19 protein-coding genes are annotated in these 15079 nt (G+C 39.7%); 15 read left to right on the top strand and 4 right to left on the bottom strand.

Annotated elements, in window-relative coordinates; all coding sequences use genetic code 11:
• Positions 1-16 precede the first annotated feature (16 nt).
• From ctaD to AC1DVK_RS00965, 5 genes are all read left to right on the top strand, one after another.
• Positions 17-1888 (top strand): cytochrome c oxidase subunit I, encoded by a 1872-nt coding sequence (gene ctaD, locus AC1DVK_RS00985; RefSeq protein WP_410860229.1) that lies wholly within the window; start codon positions 17-19, stop codon positions 1886-1888.
• Complete coding sequence (locus AC1DVK_RS00980) at positions 1888-2517, top strand: cytochrome (ubi)quinol oxidase subunit III (protein WP_410860230.1); 630 nt, start codon at positions 1888-1890, stop codon at positions 2515-2517. Before ctaD ends, AC1DVK_RS00980 begins: the two co-directional genes overlap by 1 nt.
• 3 nt (positions 2518-2520) lie before the next feature.
• Positions 2521-2856 (top strand): cytochrome c oxidase subunit IVB, encoded by a 336-nt coding sequence (gene ctaF, locus AC1DVK_RS00975; RefSeq protein ID WP_089362394.1) that lies wholly within the window; start codon positions 2521-2523, stop codon positions 2854-2856.
• A gap of 148 nt (positions 2857-3004) precedes the next feature.
• Positions 3005-3907 (top strand): cytochrome c oxidase assembly factor CtaG, encoded by a 903-nt coding sequence (ctaG, locus tag AC1DVK_RS00970; RefSeq protein ID WP_061462297.1) that lies wholly within the window; start codon positions 3005-3007, stop codon positions 3905-3907.
• 238 nt (positions 3908-4145) lie between these two features.
• Entirely contained in the window at positions 4146-4607 is a 462-nt protein-coding gene (locus AC1DVK_RS00965) for a DUF420 domain-containing protein (RefSeq protein WP_061462298.1), read from the top strand.
• Between the two features lie 108 nt (positions 4608-4715).
• On the opposite strand, the gene AC1DVK_RS00960 is transcribed toward AC1DVK_RS00965, so the two are convergent.
• The gene (locus AC1DVK_RS00960) at positions 4716-5078 is read right to left on the bottom strand and encodes a YugN family protein (RefSeq protein ID WP_061462299.1); all 363 of its coding nucleotides are present in this window, start codon (positions 5076-5078) and stop codon (positions 4716-4718) included.
• A 343-nt stretch (positions 5079-5421) separates the two neighbouring features.
• Here AC1DVK_RS00960 and AC1DVK_RS00955 point away from each other — a divergent pair, with 343 nt between their 5' ends.
• The 5 genes from AC1DVK_RS00955 (at position 5422) to AC1DVK_RS00935 (ending at position 8759) form a co-directional block, all read left to right on the top strand.
• A complete protein-coding gene (locus tag AC1DVK_RS00955) occupies positions 5422-6456 on the top strand; it encodes a CAP domain-containing protein (protein WP_286140806.1) in 1035 nt (344 codons plus the stop codon).
• A 620-nt stretch (positions 6457-7076) separates the two neighbouring features.
• Positions 7077-7508, top strand: a complete 432-nt coding sequence (locus tag AC1DVK_RS00950) for a YlbD family protein (protein ID WP_176431877.1) — start codon at positions 7077-7079, stop codon at positions 7506-7508.
• Positions 7509-7520: 12 nt separating this feature from the next.
• The gene (locus AC1DVK_RS00945) at positions 7521-7763 is read left to right on the top strand and encodes a YlbE-like family protein (RefSeq protein WP_061462301.1); all 243 of its coding nucleotides are present in this window, start codon (positions 7521-7523) and stop codon (positions 7761-7763) included.
• 60 nt (positions 7764-7823) lie between these two features.
• Positions 7824-8249: a hypothetical protein gene (locus AC1DVK_RS00940; RefSeq protein WP_125162518.1), complete on the top strand. Its 426-nt coding sequence runs from the start codon at positions 7824-7826 to the stop codon at positions 8247-8249.
• 60 nt (positions 8250-8309) lie between these two features.
• The gene (locus AC1DVK_RS00935) at positions 8310-8759 is read left to right on the top strand and encodes a YlbF/YmcA family competence regulator (RefSeq protein ID WP_061462303.1); all 450 of its coding nucleotides are present in this window, start codon (positions 8310-8312) and stop codon (positions 8757-8759) included.
• Positions 8760-9003: 244 nt separating this feature from the next.
• Here AC1DVK_RS00935 and AC1DVK_RS00930 read toward each other — a convergent pair whose 3' ends face one another.
• Positions 9004-9327 (bottom strand): hypothetical protein, encoded by a 324-nt coding sequence (locus tag AC1DVK_RS00930; RefSeq protein ID WP_289337897.1) that lies wholly within the window; start codon positions 9325-9327, stop codon positions 9004-9006.
• A 137-nt stretch (positions 9328-9464) separates the two neighbouring features.
• Between AC1DVK_RS00930 and AC1DVK_RS00925 the strand changes: the two genes are divergently transcribed.
• Positions 9465-9740 (top strand): YlbG family protein, encoded by a 276-nt coding sequence (locus AC1DVK_RS00925; protein WP_048684554.1) that lies wholly within the window; start codon positions 9465-9467, stop codon positions 9738-9740.
• A gap of 53 nt (positions 9741-9793) precedes the next feature.
• Here the strand turns inward: AC1DVK_RS00925 and AC1DVK_RS00920 are convergent, their stop codons facing one another.
• Positions 9794-10183, bottom strand: a complete 390-nt coding sequence (locus tag AC1DVK_RS00920; protein WP_089362400.1) for a DUF7147 family protein — start codon at positions 10181-10183, stop codon at positions 9794-9796.
• Positions 10184-10654: 471 nt separating this feature from the next.
• On the opposite strand from AC1DVK_RS00920, the gene rsmD reads away from it, so the two are divergent.
• Entirely contained in the window at positions 10655-11230 is a 576-nt protein-coding gene (gene rsmD / locus AC1DVK_RS00915) for a 16S rRNA (guanine(966)-N(2))-methyltransferase RsmD (RefSeq protein WP_089362401.1), read from the top strand.
• Positions 11231-11722, top strand: coding sequence for a pantetheine-phosphate adenylyltransferase (coaD, locus tag AC1DVK_RS00910; protein WP_061462307.1), 492 nt, complete (start codon positions 11231-11233; stop codon positions 11720-11722).
• Positions 11723-11763: 41 nt separating this feature from the next.
• On the opposite strand, the gene ylbJ is transcribed toward coaD, so the two are convergent.
• A complete protein-coding gene (ylbJ, locus tag AC1DVK_RS00905; RefSeq protein ID WP_089362402.1) occupies positions 11764-12981 on the bottom strand; it encodes a sporulation integral membrane protein YlbJ in 1218 nt (405 codons plus the stop codon).
• A 264-nt stretch (positions 12982-13245) separates the two neighbouring features.
• Here ylbJ and AC1DVK_RS00900 point away from each other — a divergent pair, with 264 nt between their 5' ends.
• Positions 13246-14043, top strand: coding sequence for a patatin-like phospholipase family protein (locus AC1DVK_RS00900; protein ID WP_061462309.1), 798 nt, complete (start codon positions 13246-13248; stop codon positions 14041-14043).
• Positions 14033-15064: a SepM family pheromone-processing serine protease gene (locus AC1DVK_RS00895; RefSeq protein ID WP_410860238.1), complete on the top strand. Its 1032-nt coding sequence runs from the start codon at positions 14033-14035 to the stop codon at positions 15062-15064. Before AC1DVK_RS00900 ends, AC1DVK_RS00895 begins: the two co-directional genes overlap by 11 nt.
• Positions 15065-15079 lie beyond the last annotated feature (15 nt).

Raw genomic sequence — 15079 nt, 5'->3', positions numbered from 1 at the left:
TTAAGGAGGTTAAATCGTGAGTACGTACGCTAATAAAAAAGGATTTGGCGCTACGATTTGGGATTATCTGACGACGGTAGACCATAAGAAAATCGCCATTTTATATCTTATCTCTGGCGGGTTATTCTTTGTAATCGGCGGTTTGGAAGCGATGTTTATCCGTATCCAGCTTGCAATCCCAAATAATGACTTCGTAAGTGCCGGATTTTATAATGAAATTTTGACCATGCACGGTACGACAATGATATTTCTGGCGGCCATGCCATTAGTATTTGCTGTTATGAATGCGGTTGTACCATTACAGATAGGGGCACGTGATGTTGCGTTCCCATATTTGAACTCATTAGGTTTTTGGTTATTTTTCTTTGGGGGAATCTTTTTAAATCTTTCATGGTTTTTAGGGGGCGCTCCTGATGCAGGCTGGACATCGTATGCATCACTTTCCCTGCATTCCGAAGGCCATGGCATTGATTTTTATGTCCTCGGACTACAAATATCGGGTTTTGGAACACTAATTGCAGGGATCAATTTCCTTGTAACCATTATTAATATGCGTGCGCCTGGTATGACATATATGCGTATGCCGCTGTTTACATGGTCAACTTTCGTTGTTTCTGCGTTGATATTATTCGCTTTTCCTCCGCTTACCGTGGGATTGGTGTTAATGATGTTCGATCGGATGTTTGGCGCGAATTTCTTTGATGTAGCAGCAGGGGGAAATACGATTATTTGGGAGCATTTATTCTGGATATTCGGTCACCCGGAAGTATATATTCTGATTCTTCCAGCGTTCGGTATTTTTTCAGAAATTTTTGCAACATTCTCCAGAAAAAGATTATTTGGTTATTCATCGATGGTTTTTGCAACCGTATTAATCGGTTTCTTAGGTTTCATGGTTTGGGCCCATCATATGTTTACCACTGGTCTAGGTCCTATTGCCAATGCAATCTTTGCCGTAGCGACTATGGCTATCGCTGTACCAACTGGTATTAAGATATTCAACTGGATCTTTACGATGTGGGGAGGAAGCGTTAAGTTCACGGTCCCGATGCTTTATGCAGTTGCCTTTATTCCTACTTTTACAATGGGTGGCGTGACAGGTATCATGCTTGCATCAGCACCTGCTGATTATCAATACCATGATAGTTATTTCGTTGTTGCCCATTTCCACTATGTAATCGTCGGTGGGGTTGTATTAGGTTTACTGGCTGGAATCAATTTCTATTGGCCGAAGATGTTTGGAACTATGTTAAGCGAAAAATTGGGGAAAATCACATTTTGGACGTTTTTGATTGGTTTCCATTTAACATTCTTCATCCAACATTTCTTAGGTCTGATGGGGATGCCTCGTCGCGTATTTACATTCTTGGACAATCAAGGTCTCAATACAGGTAATATGATTAGTACTGTTGGAGCCTTTTTGATGGCATTTGGTGTCTTGGTTATGGTCATCAATATCATCATTACATCTGTGAAGAATGAAAAAGTCGGAAATGATCCATGGGGAGATGGCCGTACGCTTGAATGGGCCATTCCATCACCACCGCCTTTTTATAATTTTAAACAATTGCCGCTAGTCCGCGGATTAGATCCTTATTGGGTTGAAAAAATGGAAGGTAAAAAGGAAATGACTCCTGCAGAACCACTTGGGGATATCCATATGCCAAATTCATCCATTCTTCCTCTGACGACTGCTTCCGGTTTATTTATAGCAGCATTCGGTGCTTTATACCATATGGATGATAAGTCGTGGACACTGTCTATTATCATTGTTGGACTTTTGGTGACATTTGGTTCAATGTTTATCCGTTCCGTTAAAGACGATCATGGATACCATATTCATAAAGAAGAGCTTATGGACGATAAAGACAAGGGAGGTAAGGCATAATGCAAGCAGATGAAAGATTCACGGATGCTACTTGGCCTGCTTCTCCCGAGAAAGCGACTTTAGAAGGTAAAAATAAGTATTTGGGATTCTGGTTGTTTCTTGGTGGAGAGACGGTATTATTCGCCTCACTATTTGCAACTTACCTTGCATTGAAGGATAAAGTTCCAAATGGTGACGCAGCCCTAGCAAAAGACTTATTCGAGCTACCGCTTACTTTTGTTGCAACCATGCTATTATTGACCAGTTCATTGACTAGTGTGTATGCGATGTATCATATGAAAAATAACCACTTTAAACAAATGCAGGCATGGCTTGTTATTACGGTTGCCCTTGGTTTTGGTTTCTTAGCCCTCGAGATTTATGAATTTAATCACTATGTTCATGAATTCCATCATACATTTACGAGTAGTGCCTTCGGCTCTGCGTTTTATACTTTAGTTGGTTTTCACGGAGGACACGTTGCTTTCGGTTTGCTTTGGATCATAACTCTAATGGTACGTAATGCAGGAAGGGGTTTGAATTTATATAACGCTCCTAAATTTTTTGTTGCGAGTCTTTATTGGCATTTCATTGACGTAGTCTGGGTGTTTATCTTTACAGTCGTATACTTAATGGGAATGGTGGGATAACTGATGGCGAATGATCAATCAAATTCAGCGAACCCGAATGTCGATTTAAAATATCGCCGTAAGAAAAATGCTGAAGAGATGAAACATCAAGTGATAACATTTATACTAATGATTTTCTTTACATTACTTGCTTTTGCTGCAGTAGGAATCGAAGGGTTTTCACATTGGTTCATTAAACCAGTCATTTTGCTACTGGCAGTCATACAAGTGGTTTTCCAATTGTATTATTTTATGCACATGAAGCACAAAGGGCATGGTACCATTGCATTGTTTTTATTTTCTGGCCTTGCAGTCGGCTTAATAACTGTCCTTGTTTTCACAACGATCGTTTGGTTATAAACCATAAGAAAATCGGCTATTGAATGATAGCCGGTTTTCTTTATGTGTTGATTCACTAGAAAAAGAATCCAAGTTTATCTATATTTGTTATCATGTTTCATTTTAGTTATAATGAAAGTAAGAAAATTGTTTTGAACGAGGTGATTTTTTGTCCATTGATATTTTCGGATTTCGCGCTTTGTGGAGTCCTTATTATTTTGCCGCCCTCGTACTTATAACCCTTGGCTATTTTTTGTTTGTGACAAAAAAAGGGAAGGCGTTTTCAGGCAGTTCACCGCTTTCCGTTAAACAGACAACTTATTTTTTAACAGCCATGTTCCTGCTTTATGTGGTAAAGGGTTCGCCACTGGATTTATTGAGTCACATTATGTTCAGTGCCCACATGTTTCAAATGGCATTGCTCTATCTTGTGATTCCGCCTTTATTTATCATTGCGATTCCGGATTGGCTATTGAGAACTTTCATAAATTCAAGGGGAGTGAAGGCGTTATTTCAATTTTTCACGAGACCGCTTGTCGCCCTTTTACTATTTAATGTCCTTTTCTCGTTGTACCATATCCCGTTAGTGTTCGACTTTATCAAAACGGGGATGTGGATACATGCCGGATATACGGTGCTATTATTTACTACTGCAGTTTTGATGTGGTTCCCACTTGTCAATCAATTGCCAGAACACGAAAGTCTAACAGGTGTAAAAAAAGTAGCTTATATTTTCGGCAGTGGCATTTTAATGACCCCAGCCTGCGCTTTAATCATTTTTGCTAATGATCCGATGTATGATACGTTTACCAATGCGGAATCTTGGGCAAGTGCCATGGAACTTTGCGTTCCCGCTTCAGCACTGTCGGGTTTGACACTCAGCGGTCCAGAAATGTTCAATGGACTGCCATTGCTTGAGGATCAACAGCTTGGTGGGGTTCTTATGAAGGTGATCCAAGAAATCGTATTAGGCTATGTATTAGGTGTCATTTTCTTTGCTTGGTTCAAAAAGGAGAATGGCGGACAAAATGAAATCGATCCGATACCTTCGGAATTTCAGCATGTGGAATAGTTGTACCATAAAAGACTTGTCTTGGGGGGGAGGCAAGTTTTTTATATGTTGTCATTGCCTGCTAGGTTTTACCGGTGACATTGTAAATGGTTATCGCTAAGCAAATAGCCAGTGTTTTGTCTTGGATATCACCATAAAAGTGAGCATTCTGTTAAAAATACTTGATTTTATTGAAATTTATGATTACCTTTTATAAAATGGTAGTTGATTAATAAATAAAGAGAGGACTACAATTCATATGTCTTTACCAATCCTTCCAACGATAAGTACAGCCTTCATTGTATTAAGTGCCATCACTGTTGCAATAGGCTGGTATCAAATTAAACAACGCAAAATCGAGACTCATAAAAAAACCATGATGGTAGCTGCGGTTTTTGCGGTAATCTTTTTCACTATATATCTTACTCGTACGGTCTTTATTGGCAGTACGTCATTTGGTGGACCGGATGACATTAAAATTTATTATACGATTTTTTTAATCTTCCATATAACACTTGCTACAACTGGAGCTGTTTTGGGGATCATCATGCTTACCACTGGGTTTAAAGGTAAATTCGCCATTCATAAAAAAATCGGACCTACGACAAGCATCATTTGGTTTTTCACTGGGATTACTGGAGTAGCCGTTTACATCCTGCTTTATGTCATCTATCATGGCGGCGAAACAACATCTTTAATAAAGGCGATCCTAGGATTTTAAAATGATGAAGAAGCCTGATGCAAAAAAAGCATCAGGCTTTTGTAATGGAAAAAAAGAGAGCATCACTCATGATCCGCTCCCTTGTACCGCACTTTTTACTAACGGCTTTTACAGGCCGGTGAATTGTGTAAGTTCTTCTTTGATCTGAGCGAGGATTTTTTCACTTTGTTTAACTAATGATGCAGGGAAGTCCTCCCCTTCGCCATATTCAACTCCGTGTGGATAATAATGTTTTCCTAATAGAGGAACCATTAGTTTGATGACGGCTCTGTGAGCGCCTACATCGCCCTCTGTAGCATAGCCAAGTATTCGCAGGTAAAACGTTCCTTCTTTTAATTCGAACTTACGATCGTAACTGACTCTTTCGTAATCCCATTGTTCGGCACGTATTAAACCATATTGCGGCATTAGGTCATCTAATCGGTTTAAGTCGGCTGTGATGTTTTCGATTCCAAAGCTTTCAAATTTCACGAATAGTACCTCCTATGTTTCTATTGGGAATTAAAATGACATACCGGGAAAATATTATGTACATGAATATATTAAAAATCTCCAAGTATGTTTATAATATACCATTTTATCCTATATTTTATAATAGTACGAAATGGTGGAAGTTGCAATGAACTCAACCACGGTATTTTAATGATTCACAAAAGTTCCACTTTAAAATAAATTTAATGAAGGGGCAGTCTATCGTAAATTAGAAAATTATGATTGAACAGTGATATAATCAGGACAGAATGTTTTTTGCATTGGATACATAAATTAGATAGAGAGAGGGAGTGTTCCTCTGCGCAGATTAGGAAAGGTTTTGGTGTTAATCGTTATTTTTTTCGTAATAGGTATTTATCTCAATATCGGCGATGAAAATGAAGGTAACCCTCTTATTGATGGTAACAAAGGCGTTAACCCCAATGGACATATAAATGAAAAAAGTACTTCTTCCGAAAAAGAAGGGGTGACTAAAGTGACAGAAGGTCTGGGAGTAACAATTGGAAAAAAGGCAAAAGAAATAGAAAAGGAATACGGTAAGCCGGATCGAATTGATATGTCCGCCTATGGATATGAATGGTGGGTTTATAAAAAGGACTATAACAATTATTTTCAACTGGCCGTAGAGAATGGAAAAGTGGTATCTGCTTATGGAATCGGTGATAAGGTTAATGTCGCTCCTTTTAAAATTGGACAATCGATTGATGCCATCTATTCCAGCTTATATGTGGAACCTACTGTTGATATTGAAGTTGGCGACAGTTCCTATCGTTTTGAATTGTCGGAGGAAGATATGAACATGAGGCCATTGATTGATCTAGGGAACATTTATGTTCAGCTTTATTTGGATAAATTCACAGGGACTGTTTCAAGCGTCCGATTTTTGAATGATTCCGCCCTATTAAAACAAAAGCCGTATGAATTGACCTATCATGGTAAACTTGTGACCGTCAAGGAACTTTCTAAAGAAGACTTGGCGAAAGTGGAAGTTGGCAATGAGCAGCAAATTTTCGATATTACAAATATAATGCGCAGCAGGTTTAAACTTAATCCTTTAGAATGGGATGGTCCAACTGCTGAGGTTGCCTACCTTCATAGCCGGGAAATGACGGACGCTCCTGAAGGAACCCATGTTTCTGAAACAAAAGGGGATTTGGAAAAACGTCTCGATGCAGGTCATGTTAAATACAAGGCAGCAGGTGAAAATATTGCGGCCAATTATGTGGACGCGGCTGCAGTCATGGAGGGCTGGCTAAATAGTAAAGGGCATCGGGATGCGATGCTGAACGAGGAATTTACAGGTCTGGGTGTTGGGGTTTATAAAAGGTATTACACCCAGAATTTTATAAAAAAATAAAAAAACGGATCCGTTTGGGGTCCGTTTTCTTGTTCTAGAAAATTTCCTGTCTATACAGCATAAAGTTCCCCGTCTTCATGGTTGACCTTCCCCACGATGATGATCGTTTTACTACCTCTATTATTAATTTACTCGTACACTTTAATCAATCACCATTGGAGGGTTTCACATATCGAACTTGGAAATCCGTAATAACGGTACCCTTGTGGACATGTTGAGTTTGCAAGGCACCCATCCCCGAATCTAACAAGGTAGCAATCATGCCCCATATGTAATTTTCAATACATTATGTACAAGAGGGGTTTAGGCATGATCATTGTAAGTGTCTTCCCCTGTTTGCAATTTTTAATTGCAGTAGGTTAGAAATACAAGAATATTTACTTTGGGGCTCTTTTGGCTTTTAGATCTGAGTCAATTCCAGATAAAACCGATAACTCCGTTTCATCTACAGACTGAACCGGGTTCTGGAAATCCTTGTTTAATTCACTTGTATCCGGTATGAAAATACATCCTTTTTTACTATATGAAATCCAATTGCATTTGAAGCGGAATTTGATGCACATTTTATTTGCTTATAGCATATGGTGCAATAGGCGATGTCTAAGTGTGAGGTGAGAGTAATGGCAAAAAGAAAGCGCCCCTCCGTCGATCGATTTCGGGAGTTTGTCAAGGAGCATCCTTTTTTAGTGAATGAAGTGAGAAACAAGCAAGCAACATGGCAGGAACTTTTTGAAGAATGGTATTTACTCGGAGAAGATCATCCACGCTGGCAGGCTGATGTAAGCGTGGATAAGTCCGAAGTGAATTCAGAAGCCCCATCACCGCCGGTAGAAAAGGGAGACCAAAGTACTGAGTTGATCGGTTCGTTAATGAGTGCAGTTAAAAATATGGATATGGGCCAGATTCAACAATATATTACAAATGCCAATCAGGCCATTGGTGCAATCCAAGGAGTGCTATCTGCTTTCCAAGGGAATAAATCAGAAGATACCAGTCCCCCTAAAAAAGAAAGAGAGCAGAGAGCTAACCCTTTTTTATTCACTAAAGATTAAGGAGGGTTTTTCATGCGTCAGAATATATATGAATTCATTCAAACGAATGATGATATGCGAAATTACTTGAGGATTCAACCTGCCTGGTACAAAAGGTTAATGCGTAATCCTCATGAAGTGGATGTATTTGAAACTGAAGCGAAATATTTTTTTGAGAAGTCTATTCCACATCGGGTTTCTAAATTTTCGGAAAGCGTCCAGGTTGCCTCCATGATGCTTCATATGTTTCAAGCGATGAATGCTCCAGGTGAATGAAGAAAAAAAGAGTAAATTACTCCTTTTGGCGAACAATAAAGGCAAAAGGGGGACGATGTTATGAGAAAGTTGATTGTGGTTCTAACAGTGTTGATGGCAGCATCGGGATGTGGAAAGAAAATACCGGAACCTGAAAATTCAGGAGTAGCCCTACAAGGTGAACCTTCCCTTAAAGCTGCCACCACTGTATCGAGCGTCCGAAACTCAGATGAGGACTTTCGGGTAAAAACTTTTGTGAAAGGCAACTCCGTCTATGTGGAGTGCTACTTGAAAAACTATGTGTTTTCTGAAACGAATTCTGAACAATTGGCAACTGTATCTGTATTTATTGATAATCAAAAGAAAGTCGATATGAGAACGGCTGCATTTATCTTAAAGGATGTCCCGAATGGCATGCATAAAATTAAGCTGGAGATTTTGAATGCTTCAGGTGAAAAAACAGGGCTTCAAAAAGAGTTTGAAGTACATATCACTTCCTCGATTTAATCAAACCATTAGCATGTGAAAGAGAGAAATGGTAAAATGGTGATGGAGGTGAGCTTGTTAATGCTTGCTACTATGGAAATCATCGACATTTTACAACAGGCTGAAGGATTAGCTGAAATGATCCTTCATTCTGAAATAGGGGAAGAATATCTCCTTAGTTTATATAAATTACAGAGCGACAAAGAGGCACAGCGGAAAATTTCCAAGTTTACTTCACTAAAGGATCTATTTGAAGATGTTCAAAGGTTCGGTAAATATCATCCGGATTATAAGCGTATCAATTTAGAGACAAGGGAAGCTAAACGAGACATGGATATGCATCCTGCCGTTGCCGAGTTTAAGCGGGCGGAGACCGAATTGCAATCCGTTCTTGATGAAATAAGCGGAAGAATAGGACGAGCGGTTTCAGAACAGGTCAAAACCCCTGCGGGGAATCCATTTTTTGTATCATCAGGTGGATGTTCGACGGGAAGTTGCGGAACCGGCGGAAGTTGTGGATGCTCTGCTTAATGAAATAGCCAGATCATAACCATCATTTGCCCGGCTTTTGTGGTTTATGGAAAGAACCTGCAGCCATCGAAATTCGATATTATTTCGGAGTTCGGTGGCTGTTTCATATACGGCACCTTCTACTGAAAGTGTTAGGAATGAAACGATGCATGTATAAAAAATTCCTTCATTGAATCTTACACCAGTTTTTCGCCTTTTTTTATATTATGGATACGTTACAAGTGCGATTGAAGACTAAAAGGGGTTAACTGCGGTATAGGATACAGTCCGGACAAAGATTGCCGCAGCAAAACATCTTTTGCTGCGGCACATAAAAACGATGACGGAATACATATAAAGGTTCTTCCTGCCGTACGAAAATGGTTTCGCAATGGAGCTGCTTGCCACGCATTGAAAGGCCTGCGGCTTTTTTTATTATGATAGAAAGCTTACTTTTATCATTTTGTGCCGGATGAAAATCGATATATAAAAATGGTATACCTGTGAATTTTTTTATCGAAACTTTGGTGATTTCATCATTATCTAATAGATGATCCATAAATTGTTGCCAAATTTGGTCTAAATCCATCGTTTTTTCGGCTCCCTTCACAGTATGTATATTCATAATAGTAAGAGAATTTCGTTTATAATCTTTTTTCTTGGTTGAAAGTAAAGATTCTGCTATGCTACACTTAGTTAAAACCTTTATAAAAGGGAGTTATTGATATGCTTGGAGCGAGACAGGGAATCATCGTCTATTTACATACATTAAAACAAGCCAAAATGCTTAGGAAATTTGGGAATATCCATTATGTTTCAAAAAAGTTGAAATACGTAGTCCTTTATACGAATATGGATGAAGTGGAACCACTGGTGGAAAAGCTGAATAATTATTCGTTCGTAAAAAAAGTGGACCTTTCTTACAAGCCTTTTTTGAAGGTGGAATTCGAAAACTCCAAACCGGATAAAGCGAAAGAATATGATTATAAAATGGGAATTTAAAAAAAGCTGACTCTTGCGGAGTCAGCCTTTTTCAATTAGTGCATCAATATCTCTCAACCTAATGGAGGCAGATATCTGTTCATTCGCAAAATTCCGATTAAGTGTTGGTAGTACAACTCGATTTCTGCAAAGAGCACCGAAGGTTTCATATCGATTTCAATTATGGATTTATCCAGTTCCTCCGCCAAGTTCTCAAAAAGCTCATAGCGTTTGTTTTTGGTGGCATGGGGGTTCGGTATACCTTCACGGCAAATGTAAAGCGGCTGGAATTTCCCTGGATCTGTAGGCTGCATGACGATAACCAATGACGTTACCTTTTTATCATTTATTGTAGTATGCAAAGCCAAAAGCCTTGCGACCCGATGTTTCTGGCTGCGTCCTACTTCCAGCAACTCATATATATCGGAATATCCTTGTCCAAGTTCAATAAAACGTTGAATCAATTAAACCTCTCCTAACTAACTTTTATTCATTACTTTATCATTATCCCTCATAAAAGAGAAGGACAACTTCATTGACGAATCATGAAAAAGAAACTTAGGTATCATAGGTTTTATCAATAAAAAAAGCCCTGCAAAAATTTGCAGGGTCCTTCTATGTCTAAATAAGGACCAGAAGGCAAAGGGAGAGGAGAAACCGGAGGAAGAACTTATGGGGAAACGTAAGCCTTCTCCGCGGTTGGCAACAACACCTTAAAAAGGAATGTTGTTATTCTTATTATTGCCAAAAACCACTTTATTATTCAAAATGTAAGTGATTTATCTAAAGAATGGATATCATCTATCCAAGGTACGAAATGATAAGTTGATTTTCATCTAGGAATTGAAGGAAATGGCTTTTATTATTGGCTAGCTTTTTCTAATATGTTAGGATAGGAAAGTAACAGAAATTTGTCAAAAAATGTGGTGAGAATGATGAGGGTCGTTTCCGGAATTTGCAAAGGAAGACCACTTAAGGCTGTACCGGGTACAGGAACCCGGCCGACTACTGATAAAGTTAAGGAATCCATTTTCAATATGATTGGGCCTTATTTCGAAGGAGGGCAAGTCCTGGACTTGTTTGCCGGGAGCGGTGGACTGGGAATTGAAGCGTTAAGCAGGGGCATGGATAAAGCCATATTTGTTGACCGGGATTTTAAAGCAAATCAAACGGTTAAGGCCAATTTGGAACTATGTAAGTTTTCAGACCGTGCTGAGGTTTATAAAAATGATTCAGAGCGTGCATTGAAAGCTTTGGTGAAAAGGGAAATGACTTTTGAATTAATTTTTCTTGATCCACCTTATAAGAAACAAAAGCTTGTGGAGATTCTTGAAGAAATACATAAATACCGATTGCTGAGCGATATGGGATATATTGTTTGTGAACATGGCCATGATGTTACATTGCCAGAAAGAGTTGGCGATTTTAACGTTAAGAGAAAAGAGGTTTATGGCGTCATTGCCGTTACGATTTATCAATGGGGAAACGTACACGAACAGGGGGAACTATGAATGTCCAAAATAGCGATTTGTCCGGGGAGTTTTGATCCAATAACATTTGGTCATCTTGATATCATTCAAAGGGGGGCGAATGTTTTTGATGAAGTATATGTGGTCATCGTGAACAATTCAGCGAAAAATTCACTGTTCACAGTGGAGGAGAGGCTAGAATTGATTACTGAAGCAACGGCACATATGCCAAATGTTAAAGTGGATTTCTATCAAGGATTGACGGTCGACTATGCTGAAAGCGTTTCCGCGAATGCCATTATCAGGGGACTGAGGGCGACTTCCGACTTTGAATATGAAATGCAGGGAACTTCAATGAACCGTTTCCTTAACAGTAAAATAGAGTCATTCTTTATCATGACGAAAAATCAATATTCTTTCTTGAGTTCAAGTATCGTGAAAGAGGTTGCGAAATATGGCGGGGATATCTCTGAACTAGTGCCACCTGTTGTCCAGAAAGCTCTTTCCAAAAAGTACGAGGAACAGAAAGAATAGAAAAAAGAGCATTGCTAACCGCGCAATGCTCTTTTTTCGGTTTAAGAAAGGCCTTTGAACAGCCTTTTGGTAAATATGATGATGTATAGGATCAAAAACGCGAGGGTAAGAATAGGACCGAAATCAAGCATGTTCTGATAAAGGGAATGCGCATGTTCACCAGATCCGCTGACTGGGAAGGCGTGTATCGGGTTGCCGCTGTACCTATTGTCATTATAGAATGGTTCCCAAAGCAAGACGGTGATTATGGAGGCCAGAAGGCCATGTGCTATCCTAGCCAGAAAAAAGGGAGTGAAACGAATGTCTGTTGCTGCTATGATGCTGGCAACTTGCGCTTGAATGCTGAATCCGTTGAAAGCCAAGATGAAACTTGTCATCACAGTTTGCTGAAAGAGATTTGCATTTTCGACCGAACTGGTTAATTTTGAACCAAGAGTCATTTCAAACATGCCTGATATGAACGGTAGGCTTAAGGAATCCGGGAAATTAAAAATATGTAAAATCCCTGCGACCAAAGATGCGAGCGATCCGGTAATGTTCATGTGAAATAAAAGCTTGTTGACCACCGAAAAGAGTATGATGAATCCTCCAATCATTAATAAGGTTTGAATGGATGAGATCACGGCATCTCCAAGTAAACTGCCAAATGGTCTTGTTTCTTTTATTCGGGTTCTGTGCATCTGGCTAAACGCTTGTCTAATGGAGGGGAGCTTGTTCATTACTTTTGTAGGGGATTTTTCTTCTTTCCAACGGTAAAAACGCATGATGATGCCTACAAAAAAATTTCCTAGGTAGTGGGAAAGCGCAAGGATGATCCCTAAATGAGGATTGTGGAAAAACCCTACGGCGACGGCAACGAACAGGAACAATGGATTTGATGAATTAGTAAAACAAACAAGTCTTTCAGCTTCAATGCGGGTCAATTGCTCCTCCTGACGCAACCTTACAGTGAACTTCGCTCCAGCTGGAAACCCTGATGCAAGTCCCATCGCCCAAACAAACCCGCCCACTCCCGGTACACGGAACAATGGACGCATAAATGGTTCGAGAATGACGCCGATGAACCTGACAACCCCAAAACTGATTAATAACTCCGAGAAAATCAAGAAAGGTAGAAGAGAAGGGAAAACAATTTTCCACCACATATTCAGCCCGCTTTTGGAAGCTTCGAAAGATTCTTGGGGGAAGATGATCAAGCCAACTGCCATCATCGTGACGGAGGTAGCTAACAGTACTGTTTTAGATTTTGATTTTAGCAAAATTCAGCCTCCTCTTGAAGGTTACTAAATAAGGGCAGTCCGTTTCGTATATAATAAAATATGAATTTCCTTTTCTCGAAAAGTAATGTACAGGATGAAATGAGGATGATCCGTACAATGGAAATTTCAATGTAGCCATTCAATTATATGGTTATAGGCTTTTACTGCAATGCTTGTTTCACTGTCAATATAAATAATATGCTTCTATAAATCCGTTTAAGACCATAACTTTGAATGAGTGTTATTTCAGCGGGGGGGATATCTTTGTCGAGACCAAAGGTCGGGCTTGCACTTGGGTCAGGAGGAGCTAGGGGTTTTGCACATATTGGAGTGATAAAGGTATTACAGCAAGAAGGCATTCCGATAGATATGATTGCTGGAAGCAGCATGGGCGCCATGGTTGCGGCCTTTTATGGAGCAGGTTCGGATATCGAGAGGCTGTATAAGTTGTCCCGTGCATTTAAGCGAAAGTATTACTTAGACTTTACCATACCTAAAATGGGCCTCATTTCAGGTAAACGGACAAAGGATTTAATCAGGGTATTTACATATGGTAAGAAATTTGAAGAACTCGATATTCCTGTGGCAGTGGTCGCCACTGATATAAAAACGGGGGAAAAGGTCATTTTTCAGGAAGGTCCCATCGCTCCAGCTGTAAGGGCAAGCATCTCCATTCCAGGCATTTTCATTCCCGAGAAAATTGGAAATCGGCTGCTTGTTGATGGCGGGGTTGTTGACAGGGTCCCTGTTTCCGTCGTGAAGGATATGGGAGCCGATATCATAATTGGAGTGGATGTAGCCCACGTGAAACAGGATATGGAGATAAACTCCATATATGATGTCATTATGCAAAGCCTCGATATCCTGCAAATGGAGCTGGTTAAAAGCAGGGAGTTTGCTTCAGACGTCATGATCCGCCCCAGGGTTGAGAAATACAGCTCGAAATCATTTACAAACGTTCAGGAAATAATTAGTATTGGAGAAGAAGCTGCAAGAGGAAAGATAGATCAAATTAAGCAAAGCATTGTTACTTGGAAGGAGTCCTTTGAAAATGAGCCGTAAAATGTATGTACGCACTTTCCTGGTGGTGGCTATACTTCTCATAGCATCAGCCCTTTATTCCCTACCTTTTTATGTAACAAAACCAGGAATGGCTAAAGAATTGGAGCCAATCATAGAGGTTTCCGGAGGAGATGAAGCGAAAGGCAGCTTTATGTTAACCACTGTAAGGATGGGCCGGGCGAATATTTATTCCTATATGCTGGCGAAGTGGAGCAAATATCAGGAGCTTTATCCGGAAACCTCCATTCGAAGCGAAGATGAAACAGATGAAGAATATAATATCAGGCAGCTTCACTTAATGGATGAATCTAAAAATAATGCCATTCAGATAGCATATGAAAAAGCAGGGAAAGAAGTTGATTACAAGTACCTGGGTGTGTATGTTTTGGACGTGCTTAAAGGAATGCCGGCAGCTAAAGTACTGAAAGCGGGCGACCAAATCATTCAGGTCGATAATGTTAATTTCAAGTCTGCACAGGAATTCATGGATTACATTAATGGAAAAAAAGCTGGAGATGAAGTAAAAATAGTGTATAAGCGGGAGGAGACGAAGAAAACAGCCGTTCTTTCATTGCAGCCTTTTAAAGATGACCCAAATAGGGTTGGAATAGGCATTTCGCTAGATGATAATCGAAAGGTGACCACAAAACCGGCGATTGCCATAGATTCAGAACAAATAGGCGGACCTTCTGCCGGTTTAATGTTTTCTTTGGAGATTTATAATCAATTAACAGAAGGCGACCTTACAAAAGGATATGATATTGCCGGTACAGGAACGATGTCGGATGATGGTACAGTCGGTCCAATTGGCGGGATTCAACAGAAAATAGTGGCTGCCGATAAATCTGGGGCAGAAATATTCTTTGCCCCAAATGAAAACGGAGCGGCTGGTTCGAATTATGAAGATGCACTCATTGCTGCAAAGGACATTGGAACGGACATGAAGATCGTTCCGGTTGACAACTTTGAGGATGCTTTAGCCTATTTAACTAATCTAAAAGAAAAAGAAAAAGAAAAATAAAAAAAGCGCAGGCAG

This window comes from Peribacillus sp. P4_B1, from assembly GCF_056402395.1.
The sequence above is the reverse complement of the archived record's forward strand: the minus strand, read 5'-3'. Positions and strand labels throughout refer to the sequence as shown.